Raw genomic sequence first — 23796 nt, 5'->3', positions numbered from 1 at the left:
TTGAAGAGAAAAGAGAATTTATTTTATGAAGAAAATGAACAGGAGGCTATACGGATGGGAAGAAAAGAAATGTTGCAAAATGGAGTCCAACAAGTTTTTTACGAAGAAGAATGGTACCCACCAATATCAGAAGCGTTAAAGAATCTTACGGCTGAACAAGCATGTTGGCAACCAGAAGGTGCTGCTAGTAATACCATTTGGGAAAATGTGAACCATTTATTAGTCTTTAAAGAGCGTTTACTTTCCCGCTTACATGAAGATGACACATTTGTTGCTCCACAAAATAATGATGAGACGTTTATCCAAGGCGGACCTAATGATGATGACGCTTGGCAACAAACAGTGAAACGAACACTTCAAGTACATGATGCCTTACAATCTTCATTAACATCCTTTCAAGAAGCAGAACTAGATCAGCCAAAGCCTTCTCTACCAATTTGGCAACAATATATGAATATCCTTTTGCACGATGCTTATCATACAGGACAAATTATACAACTTCGAAAACTCCAAGGTTCATGGCCAACTCACCGTTCTTATTTATAAGCGATGTTTACATTTGCTGACGTTTAACATGCAACCAAATAATTGAAAATAGCTACTTGTTTTGTAAATACTGCGATTGCTCAAAATAAAGCAAATTAAAATACAGGAATCCCAAACATCATTAACCTTCTTCATAACTTCTAATCATAATCCAAATTTGGAAGAATAGAGGCTTTTTTATATACAAATAATAAGCCTCAAGGAGTTGTTGACATGTATTTCATATTGAATATGTTAGGGATTTTCGTTGTCATATTAATTGTTTACTTATGTTCGCCTAATAAAAAACATATAAAATGGAGACCAATTGTAATTCTCATCATATTGGAGCTTTTTATTACGTGGTTTATGTTAGGCACAAAGCTAGGCAGTATTATCATTAATAAAATTGCTTCATTTTTCAGTTGGCTACTGGCATGTGCAAATGAAGGAATTCGATTTGCATTTCCTTCCGCTATGGAAAATCAAACAATTGATTTCTTCTTTAGCGCATTACTTCCTATCATTTTTGTTATCACGTTCTTTGATATTCTTTCTTATTTTGGAATCTTAACTTGGATTATTGATAAAGTAGGTGCAGTTATTTCAAAGATTTCTCGTTTACCAAAGTTAGAAAGTTTCTTTTCGATTCAAATGATGTTTTTAGGAAACACCGAAGCACTTGCGGTTGTTCGTGATCAATTATCTGTTTTAAAAGAAAATCGATTATTAACTTTTGGGATTATGAGTATGAGTAGCGTTAGCGGATCCATTCTTGGCGCTTATTTATCAATGGTTCCAGCAACTTATATTTTCAGCGCAATCCCATTAAACTGTATTAACGCATTAATTTTAGCCAATGTATTAAATCCTGTGGAAGTTTCGAAAGAAGAAGATGTTGTTTACACGCCTTCCAAACATGAAAAAAAGGATTTCTTTTCTACTATTTCAAACAGTATGTTAGTCGGGATGAATATGGTTATCGTTATTTTAGCTATGGTAATTGGTTATGTAGCTTTAACTGCATGTTTAAATGGGATTTTAGGATTTTTTGTAACGGGGTTAACAATTCAAAAAATCTTCTCCATTATCTTTAGTCCTTTCGCTTTTTTACTCGGTTTATCGGGCAGTGATGCTATGTATGTAGCTGAACTAATGGGGATCAAAATAACGACGAATGAATTTGTTGCAATGATGGATTTAAAATCAAACTTAAAGTCTTTACAACCGCATACGGTTGCGGTTGCCACAACATTTCTAGCTTCTTTTGCTAACTTTAGTACAGTAGGTATGATTTATGGAACTTACAATTCATTATTTGGCAGCGAAAAATCATCAGTCATCGGGAAAAATGTTTGGAAGCTTCTTGTGAGCGGAATGGCTGTTTCCTTATTAAGCGCTATGCTTGTTGGGCTTTTTGTATGGTAAATAATTTTTAAAATAAAAGACACCCAATCCAATTGAGTGTCTTTTATTTTTATTTTCGAATTTGTCCATTTCCACGAATCACATATTTTGTAGAAGTTAATGCAGGAAGCCCCATTGGTCCCCTTACGTGTAGCTTTTGTGTACTGATACCAATTTCTGCTCCAAATCCGAATTCAGATCCATCAGTAAAACGGGTTGATGCATTGTGATACAGCGCAGCAGCATCAACAGATACGAAAAATTTGCTAACGTTTTCCTCGTTTTCTGATATAATCGCTTCAGAATGCATAGATCCATACGTATTTATGTGATGAATCGCTTCTTCTATAGAAGAAACTACTTTAACTGCCAGCGTGAGAGATAAAAATTCTGTCCCCCAATCTTCTTCTGAAGCAAGTACAATTGAAGAATCCAATGCCAATGCTTTTTGATCACCACGTAGCTCCACGCCTCTTTCCTTCAAAGAAGAAAACAACTCGCTACCATATTGCTGTGCCCACTTCTCATGAAGTACAATCGTTTCAATCGCATTACATACAGATGGACGCTGCGTTTTTGCATTTATAATAATATCAATTGCCATTTGCGTATTCGCTGTTTCATCAATAAAAATATGACAATTTCCCGCACCTGTTTCAAGTACTGGAACAGACGCTTCTCTCACAACAGTATCGATTAATTGTTTGCCACCTCTTGGAATAAGAACGTCTAAATAATCATTCATTGTAAACAACTGCTTTGCGCTAACTCGCGTTGTATCTTCTATAAGCTGTACGCTTTCTTGAGGTAAGCTTGTTTGTTTGAGCGCCCTGTGAATAACGGCAACAATCGCCTTATTAGAATGAATAGCAGAAGAACTACCACGTAATATGACTGCGTTTCCAGTTTTTAAACAAATTGTAGCAGCATCCACCGTCACATTCGGTCTTGCCTCATAAATCATGCCAACAACACCAAGTGGTACACGCATTTCCTGAATAGATAATCCATTTGGTCTTTCCCATGCACTTACACATTCTCCTACAGGATCACGTAATTCAATTAGCTGCTTAATCCCCTCTGTCATATCAACAATGCGTTGTTCAGTTAGCATTAGTCGATCAAGGAGTGAATTAGAAAATCCTTTTGCCTTACCTTCTTCGATATCTCGTTTGTTTTCCTCTAAAATATAAGCTGTTTCACTTATTAATTGATTTGCAATTGCATCAAGTGCTTCGTTTTTTTGATGTGTAGATTTTAGTACCAGTTCCCTAGCAACCTCTTTCGCTCTTTTCCCCTTTGCTAACACTTCATTCATTTTTATTTCCTCCTTTTTAACATCACTATTCTTAAAGTGAAACCCAATGATCCCTATGGATGACTTCATAATTATGCCTTTCGCCTCTTGCTTGAATATGTTGGCTTTGCATACCTTTTATCTCTCTTAATTCCTCTGCGCTATATGTGCATTGTCCTTTTCCAATTACGCGCCCTTGTTGCGTCATGACTTCTACAACATCGCCAACTTTGAAAAATCCTGACACATTTGTAACACCCGCAGGAAGAAGACTTTTACCATGCTGAATGATAGCTGTAGTTGCTCCAGCGTCTATTTCAATTTGACCGCTAACAAGCGAATGCAAGGCAATCCATTGCTTGTTCATCTTCATTTCTTTTTGAGGGGCATTTCCGACATACGTCCCGTCACCTTTCCCCTTTAAAACATCAACAAATTTCTCTTGTCCACGTCCTGTACCGATAAATACACTTACCCCAAGAGATAGCGCCGTCTTTGCAGCATCAATTTTTGATTTCATACCGCCAGTCCCAAGTTTTGAGCCAGCATCTCCAGCAAGAGAAGCAATTTCTTCTGTAACTTCAGGAAGGAAATAATATTTTTTCGCATCCTCATTTTTTTGAGGATTTTTATCATATAAACCGTTCACATCTGTAAAAATCATCAGCATATCTGCCGAAACAAGTCCGCTTACTAAAGCTGACAGCATATCATTATCACCGAACGTTAACTCCTCTAAAGAGATGGAATCATTTTCATTAATAATTGGAAGAGCAGAACGGTTTAGTAACTCTCCTAACGTCGCGTAAGCATTACTATATTGTTCTTTTCTAGAAAAATCACTTCTCGTCAGCAATAGTTGCGCAGTAACGATGCCATATTTACGGAATTCCTCCGTGTATGCCTGCATTAATAAACTTTGTCCGACAGCTGCTGCAGCCTGTTTTCCTTTAATTGTTACAGGTCTGCTAGGGTATCCTAGAGCAGAAAAACCTGCAGCAACGGCCCCAGATGTAATTAATAAAACTTCATGCCCTTCCTCTTTCAATCGAGCCAATGCGGCAACATGATCTGAAAGTTGTTCTTTAGAAATGCCTCCATGACTATCCGCCAAAGAACTGCTCCCAATCTTTACAACAATTCGCTGTTTCTTCACTTTTTTATCCCCCAAGTCTAAAATCAAAGTTTTTTATACATTACACTTCTATTCATACAGCTTGCAGCGATTTCTATTCTTATGAGTGCTGCACGTAGCCTATTTAAGAGCAAAATAAAAATGACCGCTTCGCCCTTAATAAAATAAAAAGGACGAAACGGTCATTGTTCCGCGGTACCACCTTAATTGATATACATAGATATCCACTTGGTGCCTATAACGCAGGCGAACGCCTAAACTTTCATTTAAGACTCAGGGATAGGTTCGATATATTCTATACGAGGAATCTTTCAGCCGGTGAATTCCACTCTCTTTCGCAAGAAGACATATGTACTATTTCCCTTCAACGATTTTCGGTTTAATTTTTTTATATTATGCGATATAGTTCGATTTGGTGTCAAGAGGTATTTTTAAAAATACCTAGAGCTGCGAGTTACTTGTATGAAGTTATTGCTCTACTGAATGAAAACACAAATTGATAAAAGTTCAACTCATATTTATAAACATAAACCTTACATTATAGTGTATACATTTACAAAATGTCGAATATAATTAATTTTTATCTTTTCATGTTGCAAAAAGGAATATATTCTCTTAGAATGTTTCTTTATATTGCACAGAGATGTTATTGTTATATTAAGATAATACTTTCGAAATGATATAATTTATTAAAAAGGAGCAAGATTGAATTATTATGGATAAACAAATTGGATTCATCGGATGCGGAAATATGGGGATGGCTATAATTGGCGGGATGCTAAACAAAAAGATAGTGTCTTCAAATCATATCATTTGTTCAGATTTAAACACGACGAATTTAGAAAATGCTAGTGAAAAGTACGGAATATCTATAACTACTGACAACAATGAAGTCGCTAAAAATGCTGATATTTTAATTTTATCAATTAAACCAGACTTATACCCGTTAGTAATTAACGAAATTAAAGAAGTGATAAAAAACGATGCTATCATCGTTACGATCGCTGCTGGTAAAAGTATTGAAAGTACTGAAAATGCCTTTAATAAAAAATTAAAAGTTGTACGAGTAATGCCTAATACTCCTGCTCTTGTTGGAGAAGGAATGTCAGCATTATGTCCGAATGAAATGGTGACAGAAAAAGATTTAGAAGATGTGCTAAACATTTTCAATAGTTTTGGTCAATCAGAGATTGTAAGTGAAAAATTAATGGATGTTGTAACATCTGTAAGTGGCTCTTCACCAGCATACGTATATATGATAATAGAAGCGATGGCAGATGCTGCTGTACTAGATGGTATGCCAAGAAATCAAGCATATAAATTCGCAGCTCAAGCTGTATTAGGATCTGCAAAGATGGTACTAGAAACAGGAATACATCCAGGTGAATTGAAAGATATGGTTTGTTCCCCTGGCGGAACAACTATAGAAGCTGTAGCAACTTTAGAGGAAAAAGGCTTACGAACAGCCATCATTTCAGCTATGCAACGTTGTACACAAAAGTCTGTCGAACTATCTGGTCAAACGAAAAAGTAAAACTATAACTTCACATGAATGTAATTAGAAATGCACTACATGATAAACGGCCAAACTCGAATTTACTTGAGTTTGGCCGTTTTAGTTATTAATTATATTGAAATAATTTCATTTTCCCCTTCCCTACTATACTTGTGTAATTTTATTAGAAACAAGTAATTTTTCAATGCAAATCGGTAACATGTCTAATAGCGTTTCAAATGCGTAATTTACATCTAGACGTTCTGTCCATTGATGTGCATCTTTTCCTACCGGTCCCATATTTAAAACTGGAACATCAAATTCTTCTAGTTCCTGAAGTGGAATTGAGTAACCTTTATCCCATAATGGCATATTGTCTACAAGTGAACTCATTGAATGTAATGGATTTTGTAAGCCCACATAACTCAAATCTGAAATTCCTCCAAAATAGTTTTGGTTTTCAAATGAAATATTATGATTGAAGTTTGCATACTTTTCCATCTCTCCAACTACCTCTTTAATTAATTGGTTGTTGCGTGAACTTACAGCTGGATAATATGGCGGAGCAAAGAAAAGTACAATCATCGGTGCTTTTTCTTTACATAAGATGGCTAATTTATCTACTAAATCAATCGTTACCGCACGATCATCTTTATCTTCTCTATTTTTAATAACACTAGATTGAATATCATCTATTTTCTCTTGCCCATGTTGTTCAATTGCATAAGCGATAAGCTCTTCATATGTTAATACATTTACTTTGGGGTTAGGTGGTATAAATGGATTATATTTAGAAAAACGATAAGCTTGCTTCTCATATGATTCTTCTATTTTCTCTGCTACTTTCGTTACTTTTTGACGTAACAATGAAACGACATCTGTCATTGATTTTTCTAGTAAAAACAAATTAAATAATGTGACTGCACGATGCGGAATTTGTACAGAGTAATCCTCCTTTAAGTCCCTTTGAAGTAAATTAGTTGGCGGAGGACTCGCTTCCCCTTCTACAATATCACAAAGGTCTGTATTCAACTCTAATTCTGCTGTTATTAATGAAGCCATATAACTCCCATTTAGGCCCGCAAAAGGTTCACCTACATGTGTCTCTTTTCCGTAGCAAAGAAAACCAGGTAACACTTTACCAATAGAACCAGTGTAAATATATTTCTTTTGGTCACCAGGATGCCTTGAAAACATAGGCTCTGAATTTAGTACCGTTTTATACTCTAAATCATGTTCTCTTGCTAACTCTAGTAATCTTGGAACAGCAGCTCTCATCCCTACAGAGTTTACTTCTTCATCTGGTACAGCCAATAAAAGAACATTCCCATCAAACCTTCCTTCGCAAGCTTGCTCAATCATTGCCATTTGTAACGTGAGGCCGCATTTCATATCCATTGTTCCTCTACCAAACAGCCAATCTCCATGTTCTATATCTTCACGTACATGGTCTGGTAATTCATCTTTATGAGAATAAAACATAGACGTTAACTTTTTAGGATTGAATGCATCTTCTTTCCACACTCCATAATCTTGTACATCTACAACATCAAAGTGACTTACTAAAATTACGGTATTTTTTGTACGATCGCTTTTCTTTACTAGTGCTGTAACAAAATGTCGTCCATCGCCCGTCGGATTTTTTTGCAAATGGTGCGGATTTTCTTTGAAGTACTGTAAATCAGATAATTGTTCCACAACGAAGTCTGGCAATATCACTTCAGCTTCTGTACCTGTAATACTAGGAATTTCAACAAGACTGCTTAATAATTGAATCAATTGTTCTTTTGATTGCCACTTTGACATATAAATCCCCCTATTTTTCCGCATTATGAAAATGAATTCCAGTATATGAATAAAAAATGACGACAGTTATCAAAATTATAGTTCTGATGTACTGCCGATTTTTATTGATATTTCATGTGCTGCTTGTTTTACCTTACTAATAAGAAAAGAAAGTCGATCATCATTAATGCGATGACTAATTACCCCAACACTTAATGCTCCTACTACTTTATGATTAAATCCGATAATAGGTGCAGCTACTGAAGCTGTCCCTTCTGTTTTTTCTCCATAACTGACAGCATATCCTTCGTCTCTTATTTGCTTTATTTGATCAAGAAGAATTTGCTTTTGTTCTGGTAAAGCAGAAAGTAGCTGCTCAACAATATATTCCATTTCATTCTGTTTCATATTGGCTAACATCGTTTTATTTGCGGCACCAATTGAAAGTGGAATTTGTTCCCCTAAGTTATCAATCACTCGAATTTTTAAAGGGCTATCCATTCTTTCAATGATAATAGAATGTGTTCCATTTGGAATGTTCAAATACACACTTTCTTCCACTTCAGAGGCTAATCGCTTCATCACTTCTCTTGCCACAGATCTGTAGTCTACTTTCTCCAATTGGCGTAATCCTATTTCCATCCACATGGGCCCAATTTTGTACTGTTTCGTTTCTGAAATTTGCGTAACTAGCCCATGCTCGATTAGAGAGTTAAGTAATCTATGTACTGTACTAACTGGGAGATGTGTTCTGTCCGCTATATCAGAAATAGCCCAATACTCTTTTTCATTAGTAGAATTTAATAACTTTATAATACTTATCGCTCGATCAATGGACTGTACCATAACTCACCTCTACTTCACTTGTAATATGTTAGTACGCTCAATTACCTATCAATTTAACAAAAATCCGAAATGAAATCAATCCATTTATTCAATTTTCTAAAAATAAAAATATACCGCGAACAATAATTTGAAAGCGCAAACAAAAAAATATTGACTTTTCTTTTTAATTATCTGAAAATTATAACAAGATTTCACATCACGGAATACATTCCACAATACGGAAAAACATCAAGCTTTATTCTATCAACTACGAAAGTGAGGAAAACAATGGCGCAAGTAAATAATACAAACAATGAATTAAAACGTACGATGAAAAGTAGACACTTATTCATGATTGCACTCGGTGGCGTGATTGGAACGGGGTTATTTAACGGATCTGGCTTTATTATAAGTCAGGCTGGACCTGGTGGTTCCGTACTTGCCTTTATGGCTGGTGGGTTATTAATGTATTTCGTTATGCTATGTCTTGGTGAGCTTGCTGTAGCCATGCCTGTTTCAGGCTCTTTCCAGGAATATGCCACTAAGTTTATCAATCCTGCAACTGGCTTTACAATCGGATGGTTGTATTGGTTAAGCTGGGCAAATACAACCGGCCTTGAATTTACAACTGCCGGCATTACAATGCAGCGCTGGTTTCCTGATATTCCTGTTTGGGTTTGGTGTTTAATATTTGGCGTTACAATCTTCACGATTAACGCACTATCTGCTCGTAGTTATGCAGAAACAGAATTTTGGTTTTCAAGTATAAAAGTATCTGCCATTATCGCTTTTATTATTCTTGGCGGCGCCGCTATGTTCGGTTTTATTGATTTAAAAGGCGACGAACCAGCTCCGCTATTTTCAAATTTCGTAAATCATGGTGGTTTATTCCCAAATGGACTTGCCGCTATTCTTTTAACAATGGTTACAGTCAATTACTCCTTCCAAGGTACAGAACTTGTCGGAATCGCAGCAGGTGAAAGTGAAGATCCAGCAAAAACTTTACCTCGTTCTATTAGAAATATTATATGGCGTACGATGTTTTTCTTCGTCTTAGCAATCTTTGTTCTTGTTGCTTTAATTCCTTGGGAAGAAGCAGGATTAACAAAAAGCCCGTTCGTTGCTGTATTTGATAATATCGGTATTCCATATGCAGCTGATATTATGAACTTTGTTATTCTTACAGCTGTTCTTTCTGTCGCAAACTCAGGACTTTACGCGGCAACTCGCATGCTTTGGTCATTATCCAAAAATGAAATGGCTCCAGCCTTTTTAAAGAAATTATCATCACGAGGAATACCTCTAAACGCTTTAATTATGACGATTGCTATTTCTGCTTTTTCTCTTTTGACAAGCGTAGTAGCTGCTGAAACTGTTTACTTATGGCTCATTTCCATTTCTGGAGTTATCACAATCATTGTTTGGATGTCAATTTGTGTTTCTCAGTTCTTTTTCCGTAAACATTATGTAGCAGACGGCGGAAAATTAGAAGACTTAAAGTTCAAAACGCCACTTTATCCACTTGTACCAATTCTTGGCTTTGGATTGTATGGCATTATATTAATTAGTCTTATCTTTATCCCTGAACAACGACTTGGAATCTATTGTACTGTACCATTTATTATCTTTTGCTACACTTATTATCACTTAAAAGTTAAGAAAAGAATTTCTACTAACACTAATAGTGAAACTAAAATTAGCGAGACGATGTAATACCCTGCTTATATAAAAGACCGCACATGGCTTTCACTTCATGTGCGGTCTTTTATAATTTTAATTCGCTTTAAAATTATATAATGGCTTAATAATATGCTTTATATCTATTGTCTCTTTCGTATTTTCGATAATTTCATTCATTGGCTTGTATACCATTGGCGCCTCATCAATTGTGCTCTCTGCTACCGATGTAGTCCAAACTTCTGTCATCGTATTTTGGAAGTCCTCTAGACTCAATAATTCTTTAGCCTTCTTACGACTCATGATACGTCCTGCCCCATGCGGACCAGAAAAATTCCAGTCTGGATTACCTTTACCAAATGCAATAATTGAACCATCTCTCATGTTAATTGGAATAATGACTCGTTCATCTTTCTGAGCTGAAATAGCACCTTTTCGTAGAATCATATTTTCTATGTCTATATAGTTATGTATTGTAGTAAATTGATCGGTTACTTTCCAGTCCATTTTCGTAACAATTTCATCAATCATTGCTTTACGATTTAACCCAGCATACTTTTGAGCAATATTCATGTCATTCATATAATCTTTGAATCCCTGTCCTTCTAAATAAGCTAGTTCTTTACGAATCTTTGGCTTCTGAATTCCACGTAAAGTTTCTTGTATTTCTTTTGCTCTACCCTCTTCAGTTAATCTCTTAATAATCTCATCTTTCATTGATGTAACATCAATGAGTTGTTCATATGCGAAGTTTTGGTAATACTCTGCTATTTGTTTACCTAAATTACGAGAACCACTATGAATGACAATATATACATTCCCTTTATCGTCTTCATTTAGTTCGATGAAATGATTCCCTCCTCCAAGAGTACCTATACTTTTTTGAGCGCGTTGTAATGTAAATGGTGCTCTCACCCCATCAAAATCAATCATTTTTGAGAATCGATGTTCTTTATCTCGTATACGAAAACCACTTGGAACGAATTTACGAATTATTTCGTCTAAATAATCGAAATTAATTTCTTCTTTTTTCTTAGCAATTACAACAACTTCCATACCACACCCAATATCTACCCCTACAAGATTAGGAACGATTTTATCTTGTATTGTCATTGTTGTCCCAATCGTACACCCTGCTCCCGCATGTGTATCTGGCATAATACGAATTTGACTATCCTTTACAAATTCTTGGTTACAAAGATCAATAATCTGCCCTGTCGCAGTCTCATCAACGTTATTCGTAAATACTTTCGCTTCATTGTATTTTCCTTGTAACTTCAACATCTTTCATTTCCCCTTCCTTTTGAAAGAATTATTTTATTACGTTGTTTCTGTTCTCATCATTACTCTCATCCACCTTTTGCTTTCCATTATATATGTATGATATCCTTCAAAATAATAAAAAATAATGATGTTTTATCTTATTTACATAATATGATTATCGTATCCTTGAATTTATACCTACATATGAGTATTCCACGTCCTCAATATCCGTTATATATAACAAAAACTCCCCTTAAATCGAAAATGATTAAGGGGAGTTTAATAGCCGATGAAATTATAATTCCGATTTCACCCGAACAGAAACATTATTTTTAATTATATTTTTTACATCTTTAAAGCTAACAAAATTGTTACTTTTCTCATCCCAAAGACGGAAACGTAGTGATTGTAAGCTTGTAGCAAGTGTAATTGTTGGTACATTTTTTAACGGAAGCGTATTATTGTGTGCCTCTTCTAGCTTATAATTAGGTACTCTTGGGCTTAAATGGTGAACATGATGGAATCCAATATTACCAGTTAAGAATTGCAAGATTTTTGGAAGTTTATAAAATGAACTTCCTTCTACTGCCGCTTTTACATATTCCCAATCTTTATCCTCTTCAAAATAAGAATCCTCAAAAGTGTGCTGTACATAAAACAGCCAAATCCCTACTGAACCTGCTATTAAGAATATCGTACCGTGTACGAACAGAAACGATTGCCACCCTATTGCCCAGCAAAGTATTGCTACTACAGCAACGATAATAATATTCGTCAAATACGTATTCATACGTTCTTTCTGTCTTGCACCTTTTCGGTTAAATCTATTTTTAAGCAAGAAAACATAAATCGGACCTAATCCAAACATAACGAATGGATTGCGATATAAACGATATGCTAAACGAAGTCTAAATGGTGCAGCTACATATTCATCGACTGTAAGCGTCCAAATATCTCCTGTACCTCGCTTATCTAAATTACCACTTGTAGCGTGATGAATCGCATGCTCATGCCCCCATTGATCAAATGGGAATAACGTTAACACACCCATACATGTACCTACTATTCTATTTGCACGTCGACTTTTAAAGAATGAATAATGGGTACAATCATGAAAAATTATGAAAATTCGCGTCATAAAACCAGCAGCTAACAAAGATGGAACTAATGCTAACAGATAAGAAACAGACAAACTTTTATAAGCGAGATACCATAAAACAACAAATGGCACGACTGTGTTAATAAGTTGCCACACACTTTTTTTAATTGTTGATTTTTCATATGGAGCAACTTGTTTTTTTAAATTTTTAGTATTTTCTAATGTCATTTTACTAATTCCTTTCCTTTTTGTTGCTAATTCATATTATAGCATACTATTAGTATCAGGTGTTAAAAGTAGATGTAATAAATATTATATACTATAAAAATCTCTTTTTTCTTACTCAATACTTACAAATTACTTACTCCCCAAATAGCGCTATAATTGGACAAATGGAGCGTTTTATTTATAAAATGAACTTCTACAAACTTTTTCACAAGCAGAAAAGAGCTGCCATAAGTCAGTTTCACCGGCTTATGGCAGCTCCTCTTCATTTTATTTTATCGATGGATCCAAACTGCACCTGCAGACTTGTCTTCAGCTTGACCTACTACTTCAAACTTCAATCCTAGTTTAGGTAACTTACGTCCCGCATCTGGAATAACGCTGTTGATGTATTGCTTAGAATCATCAAATTTTGCAACTCCTGGTAATCCTTTATAGTCAAAGATACCGCGAGTTGGTGAATTTACTTTCCATGCTGGCGTTTGATCAAATGAGAATGCCGCATCGGCAATTTGATAACGTGTACTGCTCTTCACAGTAGGTTGTCCGTTTAATGTTCCTACGATTGCCTCTGGATGAGAATCTACTACTCCAAGGAACCCTTCACCTGGATGAACGCCTACCCAGTTATCTGTAAAGCTTTGATCCGCATACCATACAACCATTCCTGTATTAAATACTGGACCACGTGCATATTGTAATGCAGTATCAGACCCAGCGTAATTACGCCACTCGATATAGTAGTTATGTTTCTTCTGTTCAAATCCGTTAGACACAGTAAATCCTTTTAATGTCATTGCTGGCTGGCCTTCTGCGTCATCAGAGAAAACAACTTTTCCATCTACAGTTAATGCTGCATTGTCTAACGCAAACCCTTTATATGCTACTGCAATATCTGTTACATACTCAAATTGCAGTTTTACTTTCTTTCCTTTGAATTGATTTAAATCATATGATTTATCAATCCACTTACCATCCGTTGTATCTATACCGCCTTTTACATCTTTTTCGCCCATTCGATCAATGCGTGTCTTCGTTCCATCTTCTGCAATCGCATATACGTCAAGGAAATCATACTTCGCTTCCAGTTCGTAAAATGCCTTATAATCGAACTTAGCATCCATTGCAGTCGTTAAGTCAAATACTGGTGTCTCAAGTGTTGTATGAATGTCATTTCCTTTCGTGCTGTAATAAAACTTCTTACCAAATGCTGACTCAATATTTTTTATATCTTTGTCTGGCAAGTTAACACGAATGATTCCTGGTCGTTTTGATTTTGTCACACTTTGATCTAAATACGTTGCAGTACCGATTCCCGTGCGAAGTTTATCATAATCTACCTCAACAATATTCGCCCAGTTCCCCTTCATATTTTTTTGGAAAAACTCTTTATTTTGCGGTGAGAAACTTGTTGGCTCTGTACCTGCAATTTTTCCAGCCCAGCTACCGCCACTCATTAGAGACCATGATTCAACTGGTTCACCTTGTCCTGAATACTTTGTATCGTATTCATCTGGCAAGCCTAAATCATGACCATACTCATGTGCAAATACACCAACCGCTCCGTCTTCAGGCTCGATTGTATAATCGTATGCAGCCATCTTTCCGCCCCAGTTCGAAACAGAAGACTTTGTACCATCAATCGCATATGGCTTCGATCCTAGTTTTGAGCGATGAGACCAAATCGCATCGTCTTTCAATTTACCACCGCCAGCTTCTTGACCCACGCCTGCATGTACTACCATTAAATGATCGATGATTCCATCTGGCTCATTTTTATTTCCATCACCATCTTGATCGTATTGATCAAATTGGTCATAATCTGCTAAATTGATACCTTTGGCTACTGCTGCTTTCAATGCTTCTTTCACAAAATCTTTTGGGCCTAAAGGACCTTTGTTGTCATGACCAGTTCCCGCATCAGCACCATAATCTGACGCTTTTCCTGGAACAGTAAGCCATTCTGTTACAGTTCCATCAACTGTGTAGCTTCCGCCAGATTGTTCTTCATAATATTGTTTAAATGTATTAATCTTCGATCCATCAAATAACGTAAATGGCTCATCACCAAATAACATTTTTTGATAATGTTCACGATTAAAGTCCTTAGAATACATATACCCCGGTTCTTGATCGATATTATTATGCTTAAAATCGCTAAATTCTACGAGTAATACAAGTACTTTATCTTTTCGAACAGCCCCATTGTACTCAGCTTGCTTCGCTGGTGTAGTCGGTACTTTTCCATTTAATTTTCCTGGGTTCAATCCTGCACTTTGCCCAGCTACTGGTCCTACTTCGGATTGCTGCGCCTGTTCATTTTCCTTCATTTTTGCATCTTTTACTTTTTTCATAAAATCTGAAGCTTCTTGCGTAAGATTATCTCCTGTCAAGATTTCTTTTCCAGGGTTTTCCCCTTTCTTTTTCTCAACATATTTTTCGACAGCCTTTGATGTCTCAGCTTGTGATGCAGATTGATCGATTACTCCCCGTTGCTTCAGCGCTTCTGCCAAGCGTTCCTCTGGTATTAAATGCTCATCAATTGGTAGAGATGGTGGCGTATCAGCATACGCTGCATGACTTCCAAAAGCAAACGTACTACTTAGCACTGCTGCTGTTGTTAATACCGCTAAAGGTTTTAATTTCTTTTTCTTTCTCAATGTATTTCCTCCCCAGTGTCTGCAAATTATCGATTTTTGCCGATAGCAATATAATATTCGTTATAATACGAATATTCAATCTTTTTAAAGTACTAAAATGTTGAGAAATATTTTTTCTAGGATGAAAAACATAAAATAGGTAAATTTACAGGAAGTTCACTCTAGAATTTGTGGTTCTCTTTCCTCGTTTTTTCGAATGAAATCTCATCTATACAAAAAATGCCAATTCCTAAGTAGTAGCTAAGGAATTGGCATTTTTTTAACGAGAATGCTTTATGAATAAACGCCTTGCTTCTTCTGGTACATAGAACTTACCATTGCTTTCTACAACAACACTTCCTAGTTCATAATCTTTATTCTTAATACGAATTATATTTTTGTTAACAAATAATTGAGCTGTTACATTATTATGTTTTACTATGAGTACAGGATTCGCTACATCAGTTTTATCTATTGTTACAGTTGCACCATTCTGCTTAAAGGCTAATTCACTCTCTACAAATAATTTGTTTGTTACTTCTTCTAAATTAAAGCCCATCGCTTTCGCTATTGTCTTTGCAACGTCCGTGTTTTGAATCAAACCAACTGGCTTTTGAGGACCGTATGAATATAAAAATACATCCTCACCAGTATGACCTCCTGTTGTAAAGCCTATGTTCGCACGGTTAGCCAATAATGTAGTGAAAATTGGACCTACATCTATTTTCTTTTTAGCCGCTTGTAACCTCTCTTTTTCACCATAAGTTAAATGATCCAAGCCGTATAACTTAGCTACATCTTCTACATTTGATAAATCAGATTTCAAATTATTTATAGTCCCTTCAAGTGTCATTTTCGCTTTTTTCAATGGATCAATATATGTAGAGACTGGCGTAGTATTATAACCTTTTGTCGTATTCATATTGCCAATAGAAATACCGCTGTTACCATGGTCCGCTACGGCTATCAGCATCGTATTACCATCTTTTTTTGCAAATCTTAATACTTCTGCAACTGCATTATCAAATGCTAACACATCACTAATCATCCCAATTGGATCATTCACATGGGCTGCCCAGTCTGGTTTACTTCCTTCCACAAATAAAAAGAAGCCATCTTTATCTTTTGATAACGTTTGAATTGCTTTTTCCGTCATTTGAGAGAGTGTTGGTTGCTCTGGAGTTGTTGCTTCACGATCCATATCGAACGATAAAGCATTATGTGAGAAAGAGCCCCAAATTTTATTAGCTTTGGATTTCAATAATGCCTCTTTCGTTTCAATAAAGTCGTAGCCTTTATTTTGAATCACTTTTACTAAATCTTCACCATCTTTTCGAATCCCACTATCTCTCTCAGGTAAAAGTGCTGCTTTTCCCCCGCCTAATACGACATCTATATTTTGATACACTTGTTGCTCTGCAATTACGTCAAAATGCTTGCGGTTTACATGGTGAGCAGAGAACCCAGCAGGAGTAGCATGCTGAATTTCAGCTGTAGCAACAATTCCAGTTGCGCGACCAGTACGTTTCGCACCTTCTAAAACGTTGGCAACTGGACGTAACTTGTCCTCTTCTTTTATTGATTTTAAGCCAGGTGAACTCACAATAGTAGGTAATACCCCTACATATCCTGAATTCGATTTATTCCCCGTCGCTAAAGCTGTAGCTGCTGGAGCTGAGTCTGTTATAGCTGATTCCGCCGAATATGTACGAACTCCTCCTGTTACAATTTCATCTAATGCAAGTGGTTTCCCTTTATACAAGCGAGCTAATGTAGTTGCTGAAGAACTCGTTCCGTCCATAACCATTATGATTACATTTTTCGGTTGATGTTCTACTTTTTTCACTTTCGCTTCCACCGTATAATCATTCATCATACTTTCAGTACATAACATACTTAGTGTGATCGTTCCTACTAACAGTAACTTCTTCATCTTTAAACCCAATACAAACATGATTGCGCCTCCATTAGTTTCACATTCATTTACATACAAAATTCTGACTGCCTACATATGTTTTATTAGTTCCCAGTTTTTCTAAAGCTAACAATAGTAACTTTCTTATTCATTACATCTCGGTATAGTTCATCTATCTTATAAAGAAGATTTTTCATTATTAACTTGTTAAACAATAAATCCCCAATTGAATTAAATAAAAATTTATTGTTTAACAATAAATTTCGTGGTAAATTAATAAGATATTAAATAAATGAGGTGCTTTTTATGAAACAAGGATCAACACTCTTCCTAAAGACAGCTGTGATTCTAATGGGTATCCCTGTTCTTGCTATGTGCATTTTTTTAGTTCCTAAAATAGGAAACTTCGCCGCAGAACTTTATCCTGATATTGCATATATTAAATATCTTGTATTTATCAACTTATACGCAACAGCAATACCTTATTATTTTGCGCTGTATCAAACATTCAAACTTTTAAACTATATTGATAAAAACAACGCATTCTCTGAGCTGTCTGTTAAAGCTTTAAAAAATATTAAGTACAGCGCACTAGCCATTAGTGTATTATATGTATTCGGTATGCCACTTTTCTATCTTGTGGCAGAGAGAGATGACGCCCCTGGCATTATTATTATTGGAATGATTATGATTTTTGCTTCAATGGTAATCGCAGTCTTTGCTGCCGTTCTCCAAAGACTATTAAAAGATGCGATAGATATAAAATCAGAAAATGATTTAACGGTCTGAGGTGAATAATATGGCAATTATTATTAATATTGATGTAATGTTAGCGAAAAGAAAAATGAGTGTAACAGAGCTTTCGGAGAAGGTTGGAATTACAATGGCTAACCTTTCTATTTTGAAAAACGGAAAAGCAAAAGCAGTTCGGTTTTCAACTTTAGAAGCCATTTGTAAAGCATTAGAATGCCAACCTGGGGATATTTTAGAATATCAACCTGAAGATACCGAATAAAAAGAGTCCTTCACACGAGAAGGGCTCTTTTTATTTGGTATTACGGAGCAAAACTAACTCGACCAGTCAAAACTAAAATAATCGCGATGATCCAAAATATAAAGAATGATGAGGACAGTATGAATGAAAGAATAGCAATCCCCTTCTTCTCTGTTTTTTTCGTCATTGTAATGATAGAAAGTATGATACCTGCAACTGTCAGGGCAACTGTAATATAATCTCCCACTATATTACCTGCATTCGCTATCCTTGTTGGCGTTATAAAAACGAACAGAAAACATAAAATACCGATGAGTAAACATATGTAGCTTATTATACTGTACTTCTTTTTAGGAACTAGTTCAGTTTTCATACTAACTCACCCCTTCTCTATAGCTATGTGTTTATATTAGCATAAATACCCATAATTTGGTTATAAAAACAGGTGCAGTGGAAATTTCCACTGCACTTGTTTTTATTTAATAAATAAACCTGCTATTTCTTCTTTATCATTATAAGTTATAATAAATGTCCGTTGTTCCTTACTATATTTCGCTACAAGAATAACAGTATATAAACCATCTTTTTCTTCAATCGATTTCTTCTCAATTTTTTCAAACGTTCCGGCTTTCTCAATTACAGGTGTAAGATCTTTCATTTTTTCTTCTGGTAATCCAGCTTTCATTTTACTATCAAATTTTTCACGCACGTCTTTATACTTTGCCTCATGTAATAATGATACAATTTCTTCCGCTTTTGAAATAAATTTTTTAGACGTACTTTCATCTACTTTATTACCGGTACATGCTGCGAGCGCGAACGCCGCGATAGCACTTATAATAAGAAGTAACATTCTTCTCATTTTAATACACCCTTTCTTTTTAAAATGAAACTATAACTAAAAGTGAGTAACGCAAAAATTGCTATTGAAACTTCTGACATAATAATCCCGCTTTTCCCTGGCACATATAGCGATATAATGCCAGCTAATGCATTTACAGTCCCATGGATGAGAATTGCATATACAACATAACGAAATTTCTTTTGGACAACAGCTTGCAATACAATGAAAGAAAGCCCAACATGTAATACCATCGCAAAGATGCGCTCAATACCACCGAGATAATAACTGTCACCATTTTGAATGACTGTTTGTGATAATAATAGGGATATTACTGGGATACCGACTATCAACACCGCCTCAATACCACCATGCCCTGCTCCAAATAAAAAACCAGACTGCCAATCTCGTTGCTTCATAAAATAACGCATTGCGATAAAACGAGCTATCTCTTCAAAAATTCCAGCTGATATACTAAGCAAAACTGCAAATAGTATAGGCTGCATAACAGAAAACATTTGAAAATCTGTGCTAGTTCCATTTAAATAATTTAGCATTGGTATGCGAATCAATATTTGTGATACAACAAAAGCCAATATACCTAACATATATGGAATATAGCGTTTCTTCCAAAAAGCATATAAAAGTGCTATAAGCGGTAAACCAAAGCTAATCATTGTTGTAAAAATAAGACCATTCATCTCGCTTCACCTCTTACTTAAAGTGTATAAAATTGAGTGAAGAAAGTATGTAGTTATTTCTTATTCGGTTTCCTTTTCATCATAGATGGTCATTTCATCTCATTTAATATAAATGTTTGTGTGAAATAAGGACTTACATAAGTTGTTTCTAACGTCGCATTATTTGTTTTATTTATGATTCGTTTTAACGAAAATAGCCCGTACCCTCTAGCACCTTCTTTACTTGAATGGTTTTTCTCATAAATTTTTTGTAAATCAATCGCTTCACCCTTTGAACTATTACGCACGATAAAATATTGTCGTGAATCCATTTCAAAGAATGCGATTTGTAATATCTTTTCCTCACTACATACTGCTTCCTCAATTGCATTATCTACTAAAACTGAAATGATACGAATAAATGAAATAATCGTCATCGAAACACTTTCAATGTTCTCTGGTATATCAAGCATTACTTTTATTTGTTGCTGCTGGGCAGTACCGACTTTCGCTCTTAATACACTCCTTACTTCAGGAATTTGTATGCGAGATAATTTTGCGATATCAAGTTCATGATCATTTATTGTTTTTAATGTGGGAGCAATAACATCGTAGTACACTTGCTCAATTTCTTTCACATTTTTTGTACGTATTCCTTCTTCTAACGATAGTAATACATTCATATAATCATGACGAAAACTAGCAAGCTCATCATGCATATCCTCTAATTTCTCCACATAATCTAATAACTCTTTATCTAAACGTTTTTCATGCTCTTCTCGTAACTTTTCTTTCGATAAATGTGAGCTTATTAGTACGATGATTAGTAATAATAAAAAAATAATAATCGCTGAATTATAACTTACTTCACTGTATTGTTGATTTATTTTTGCTAAAAACTCAGTTGACGGCTGAGTTAAAATTAGTTCAATAATAAACCCGATAATTAATAATATGTAAGTTATATAATATAACGGACTACCTACTATATATTGAGCGATTTTTTGAATTCTTTTACGCGCTACTAAAATACCGATAAAAGTAAGGATTGATACGATAAGATGAATCATACTACCTGTCCATAAATATAAATTGAATGGCGTTAACATAAAGATTTTCATCCCTAAATCTAATAGCAACATTTTCACTAACGTTATAATCACCATACTCACCAGTGCAAAATATAAATTATGCTTAAATTTCAATTCATTTTGCATTAATCCTAAACTTATTAAAAATAACACAATCGTACTATTCAATTCTGGATATCTCGTTACTGTTACAACAATAGCAAGTAAAATAATGAATACCGCACTTAAAGCTATTAACATTTTATATGATAATCTATTGTACCGGATTAATTGTATGTATAAAAACGTGTGACACATACTAGTAAGCAGTATTGCAAATAAATCATAAATATACATTACATCTCACCCTTTAACATGTTACGTACTTTACTCACTAAACGCCGTGACACTGGAATGCGTTTTCCGCTTTTTAAAACTATCATTTTTTGCTTCGCATCGTAAGAAGACATTTGCTTCGTATTCACGATATATGATTGATGACAACGCAATAAACGTTCATCGATTATTTCAATTTCCTTTAAGGTTCCATAAAAATAAACGATTCGATCTAACGTCACTAATGCTAACCGGTGCGGTTCATCAGTCATAACATATTCAACTTCATAAAAAGGAACCCGCACAGTGGCATTACTATTTTCAACGATAAAGTCATCGGACGGAATAATATGCTTATTTCTTGCTTCATATTGAAGTAAACATTGTTCAAAAACTTTATATCTCTCCTCATATGACAACCCTTTATCAATAAAAGTTAATGCTGATACCATATATTGATATGAAATAGGTGCAAATTCAGAATGTGTCGTTACAAACACAATAATTCCTTGCGTATCATACTTTCGTATTTCTTGCGCCACGTGTAACCCTTTTCGCTCTTCTCTTTTTATCTCTATATCTAAAAAATAGATTGGGACATACTTCGCCTTTGGAATATTAGTAATAATGTTTTCACTTTTACTAGTCACCTCAATAAAATCAAAAGGCAACCTATACTTCTCACAAATCTCTTCAACTAGCCGCTTCATTTGCTGTGCTTGTATGACATCGTCTTCTAAAATGAAAATACTCATGTAATCACTCGCTTTATTGAAATCTTTTCATCTATAGATTTATCTATAAATATATAATTCAAATTATAATAATATTCTCCTTCTCATTAATTGAAATAATTAATCTGCTATTACATAGAGAAACCTCAACTTTTCAAACAAAAAGTTGAGGTTTTCTTCAAATCAATTTATAACTAAATCCGCCCTATCCTTCGGCAATTCCATTTCTAAGTAATAATCCTCTGCTTTCCAATACCTATTCTCAAACTTTGAAAGGTTTTTCTGTGTTTTCTTACTCTCGCGTAGAAATCTTGTCTCTCTTGGACAATCCAAGTACACCATATAATGAAAGAAATCTCTCCATTCTTTTCGTTGTAGAAAAACGCCTTCAATTACAATTACACCTACTATGGGGATCTGTACTTTTTTCATTTCGCACGAGTCTGTCTTATCATTATAGAACGGTAATTTTAGTTTTGTTTCATTTTGTAACTTTCGAAAAAATTTCTGCCGAAGCCACTCAATATCCCATTGCAAATAATAATACTCATACCATTCTTCAAATCCGGTATCATAGCGTTTATTACGCTCCACTATATGATCATCAATATGAAAAATATGAAACGGAATGCTTTCCTGTTTCATATTTTCCTTTAAATTTGCAACGAATGTTGTTTTTCCCGAACGACTTAAACCATCTATACCTAAAATAAATTTATTTTCCCTATGCTTCTTCATAATAGTTATAAGTTCGTTTGTACTCATTACTTCTTCCACTCTTCTTTTAATAAAGAATATAAAATGGTATCATGCGCAACTCCATTTTGAATCATATGTTTTCGAAGTAATCCTTCTTCTTGAAATCCTGCTTTACTTAATAATTTTTGAGAAGCTTTATTTTCTACATATACAACAGCAGCAATTCTTATAAGTTGCAGCATTTCAAACCCGTAAGTTAAAATCGCCTGTAACGCTTCCGATGCGTATCCTTGTCCCCAATATGTATCATCTAATTCATAACCAATTTCAGCTCGCTTATGATGATGATTAATTAAATGAAATCCGCACGTTCCGATCAATTGACCTGTCCCTTTTTTCTCTATTCCCCAGCGAAATACACTTCCCTCTTCATAACGATTTTTAAACGTTTGAATCGTTGTTTTCGCTTGCTCAATATTTTCGAAAGAATCTATTCCGAAATAACGTATAACCGATTCTTTTGAAAAATAACGGAACATCGTTTCTGCATCTAACAGCGTTAATTCTCTTAATTGTAAACGTTCTGTTTCTAGTTTCGGAAACCCCATCTCTTTTTCTCCTTCTATTCTAATGAACTGCAAATTTCAATATAATTCCCATCTGGATCGGCAATATATGCAATGGTTTGCCCCCATGGCTTTACAATTGGTTCAACTAAAACCGTAATACCTTGTTCTCTAAATTGCTCAATCGTTTCTTGTACATTTTCAACAACGAATCCTAATTCAAAATGAGAAGATTGTAACTCGCCTTCTGTAAGTGGTAATCCTGTTAATTCTTTCACATCTTGCCGCGTATTCATTGCTAATATTGTAGATCCCGTATTAAATTCAATATATGTACCGTGCTCTGATTTTATAGGTAACTGTAAAATATCTTTATAGAATTTTAAACATTCCTCAAACTTTTCTACGTATAAAATGATGTACTTCATTTTTAAATTCATTTTACATCCCCCTTTATATCCATCCCTAAAATTTCGACAAAAGTCTCATAAAAACCTTGTTTCCTATAGTAACGAGCACAAAAAAATGAGGCCGATTTCTCGGCCTCCCAGCTTATTGGCATAAAACAGGAGATTTGGTTTGGACATAA

At 34.9% G+C, this 23796-nt stretch carries 22 protein-coding genes and 1 other annotated feature; of the genes, 6 read left to right on the top strand and 16 right to left on the bottom strand.

Features of this window, described 5'->3' with window-relative positions:
• Nucleotides 1-54 precede the first annotated feature (54 nt).
• Entirely contained in the window at nt 55-546 is a 492-nt protein-coding gene (locus FH036_RS02690) for a DinB family protein (RefSeq protein WP_078418059.1), read from the top strand.
• 213 nt (nt 547-759) lie between these two features.
• Nucleotides 760-1953 carry a NupC/NupG family nucleoside CNT transporter gene (locus FH036_RS02685; RefSeq protein ID WP_139895294.1) on the top strand — a complete coding sequence of 398 codons (1194 nt, stop codon included), beginning with the start codon at nt 760-762 and terminating at the stop codon, nt 1951-1953.
• Between the two features lie 49 nt (nt 1954-2002).
• Here the strand turns inward: FH036_RS02685 and proA are convergent, their stop codons facing one another.
• Both proA and proB read right to left on the bottom strand, forming a co-directional pair.
• On the bottom strand, nt 2003-3250 hold the full coding sequence (proA, locus tag FH036_RS02680; protein WP_001006658.1) for a gamma-glutamyl phosphate reductase: 1248 nt from the start codon (nt 3248-3250) through the stop codon (nt 2003-2005).
• Nucleotides 3251-3281: 31 nt separating this feature from the next.
• Nucleotides 3282-4385 (bottom strand): glutamate 5-kinase, encoded by a 1104-nt coding sequence (gene proB / locus FH036_RS02675; protein WP_139895293.1) that lies wholly within the window; start codon nt 4383-4385, stop codon nt 3282-3284.
• Between the two features lie 145 nt (nt 4386-4530).
• Nucleotides 4531-4741, bottom strand: a binding site (T-box leader).
• 338 nt (nt 4742-5079) lie between these two features.
• Here proB and proC point away from each other — a divergent pair.
• Nucleotides 5080-5898, top strand: coding sequence for a pyrroline-5-carboxylate reductase (proC, locus tag FH036_RS02670; RefSeq protein ID WP_139895292.1), 819 nt, complete (start codon nt 5080-5082; stop codon nt 5896-5898).
• A 126-nt stretch (nt 5899-6024) separates the two neighbouring features.
• On the opposite strand, the gene FH036_RS02665 is transcribed toward proC, so the two are convergent.
• The gene (locus FH036_RS02665; RefSeq protein WP_139895291.1) at nt 6025-7665 is read right to left on the bottom strand and encodes a M20/M25/M40 family metallo-hydrolase; all 1641 of its coding nucleotides are present in this window, start codon (nt 7663-7665) and stop codon (nt 6025-6027) included.
• Between the two features lie 75 nt (nt 7666-7740).
• Nucleotides 7741-8490: an IclR family transcriptional regulator gene (locus tag FH036_RS02660; RefSeq protein WP_139895290.1), complete on the bottom strand. Its 750-nt coding sequence runs from the start codon at nt 8488-8490 to the stop codon at nt 7741-7743.
• 267 nt (nt 8491-8757) lie between these two features.
• Between FH036_RS02660 and FH036_RS02650 the strand changes: the two genes are divergently transcribed.
• Nucleotides 8758-10182, top strand: coding sequence for an amino acid permease (locus FH036_RS02650; protein ID WP_139895289.1), 1425 nt, complete (start codon nt 8758-8760; stop codon nt 10180-10182).
• A 60-nt stretch (nt 10183-10242) separates the two neighbouring features.
• Here FH036_RS02650 and FH036_RS02645 read toward each other — a convergent pair whose 3' ends face one another.
• The 4 genes from FH036_RS02645 to FH036_RS02630 all read right to left on the bottom strand — a co-directional run bounded on the left by FH036_RS02645 (nt 10243) and on the right by FH036_RS02630 (nt 17326).
• Complete coding sequence (locus tag FH036_RS02645; protein WP_139895288.1) at nt 10243-11430, bottom strand: RtcB family protein; 1188 nt, start codon at nt 11428-11430, stop codon at nt 10243-10245.
• Between the two features lie 274 nt (nt 11431-11704).
• Nucleotides 11705-12736 (bottom strand): Delta(5) desaturase DesA, encoded by a 1032-nt coding sequence (gene desA, locus FH036_RS02640; protein ID WP_000171515.1) that lies wholly within the window; start codon nt 12734-12736, stop codon nt 11705-11707.
• A gap of 272 nt (nt 12737-13008) precedes the next feature.
• Complete coding sequence (locus FH036_RS02635) at nt 13009-15393, bottom strand: immune inhibitor A domain-containing protein (RefSeq protein WP_044792880.1); 2385 nt, start codon at nt 15391-15393, stop codon at nt 13009-13011.
• 259 nt (nt 15394-15652) lie between these two features.
• Complete coding sequence (locus FH036_RS02630; protein WP_044792881.1) at nt 15653-17326, bottom strand: alkaline phosphatase; 1674 nt, start codon at nt 17324-17326, stop codon at nt 15653-15655.
• A gap of 267 nt (nt 17327-17593) precedes the next feature.
• Between FH036_RS02630 and FH036_RS02625 the strand changes: the two genes are divergently transcribed.
• Both FH036_RS02625 and FH036_RS02620 read left to right on the top strand, forming a co-directional pair.
• Nucleotides 17594-18076, top strand: a complete 483-nt coding sequence (locus tag FH036_RS02625; protein WP_044792882.1) for a DUF2975 domain-containing protein — start codon at nt 17594-17596, stop codon at nt 18074-18076.
• A 10-nt stretch (nt 18077-18086) separates the two neighbouring features.
• Nucleotides 18087-18302: a helix-turn-helix domain-containing protein gene (locus tag FH036_RS02620; protein WP_000974619.1), complete on the top strand. Its 216-nt coding sequence runs from the start codon at nt 18087-18089 to the stop codon at nt 18300-18302.
• A gap of 40 nt (nt 18303-18342) precedes the next feature.
• On the opposite strand, the gene FH036_RS02615 is transcribed toward FH036_RS02620, so the two are convergent.
• The 8 genes from FH036_RS02615 to FH036_RS02580 all read right to left on the bottom strand — a co-directional run bounded on the left by FH036_RS02615 (nt 18343) and on the right by FH036_RS02580 (nt 23647).
• On the bottom strand, nt 18343-18654 hold the full coding sequence (locus FH036_RS02615) for a hypothetical protein (RefSeq protein ID WP_000845972.1): 312 nt from the start codon (nt 18652-18654) through the stop codon (nt 18343-18345).
• Nucleotides 18655-18756: 102 nt separating this feature from the next.
• Entirely contained in the window at nt 18757-19143 is a 387-nt protein-coding gene (locus FH036_RS02610) for a DUF3887 domain-containing protein (RefSeq protein ID WP_139895287.1), read from the bottom strand.
• A complete protein-coding gene (locus FH036_RS02605) occupies nt 19140-19823 on the bottom strand; it encodes a YhfC family intramembrane metalloprotease (RefSeq protein WP_001013700.1) in 684 nt (227 codons plus the stop codon). Before FH036_RS02605 ends, FH036_RS02610 begins: the two co-directional genes overlap by 4 nt.
• Nucleotides 19824-19912: 89 nt before the next feature.
• Nucleotides 19913-21229 (bottom strand): GHKL domain-containing protein, encoded by a 1317-nt coding sequence (locus FH036_RS02600; protein ID WP_139895286.1) that lies wholly within the window; start codon nt 21227-21229, stop codon nt 19913-19915.
• The gene (locus FH036_RS02595) at nt 21229-21963 is read right to left on the bottom strand and encodes a LytR/AlgR family response regulator transcription factor (protein WP_000021638.1); all 735 of its coding nucleotides are present in this window, start codon (nt 21961-21963) and stop codon (nt 21229-21231) included. The genes FH036_RS02600 and FH036_RS02595 overlap by 1 nt, the downstream gene beginning before the upstream one ends.
• 162 nt (nt 21964-22125) lie before the next feature.
• Complete coding sequence (locus tag FH036_RS02590; protein ID WP_139895285.1) at nt 22126-22707, bottom strand: kinase; 582 nt, start codon at nt 22705-22707, stop codon at nt 22126-22128.
• Complete coding sequence (locus tag FH036_RS02585) at nt 22707-23249, bottom strand: GNAT family N-acetyltransferase (protein WP_139895284.1); 543 nt, start codon at nt 23247-23249, stop codon at nt 22707-22709. The genes FH036_RS02590 and FH036_RS02585 overlap by 1 nt, the downstream gene beginning before the upstream one ends.
• A gap of 14 nt (nt 23250-23263) precedes the next feature.
• Nucleotides 23264-23647, bottom strand: a complete 384-nt coding sequence (locus FH036_RS02580) for a VOC family protein (RefSeq protein WP_139895283.1) — start codon at nt 23645-23647, stop codon at nt 23264-23266.
• Nucleotides 23648-23796 lie beyond the last annotated feature (149 nt).

Origin of the sequence: Bacillus sp. CD3-5 (genome assembly GCF_006349665.1) — a bacterium.
Taxonomy (GTDB): Bacteria; Bacillota; Bacilli; order Bacillales; family Bacillaceae_G; genus Bacillus_A; species Bacillus_A paranthracis.
Note: the sequence above shows the minus strand (reverse complement) of the source record. Positions and strands in the feature narration are given on the sequence as shown.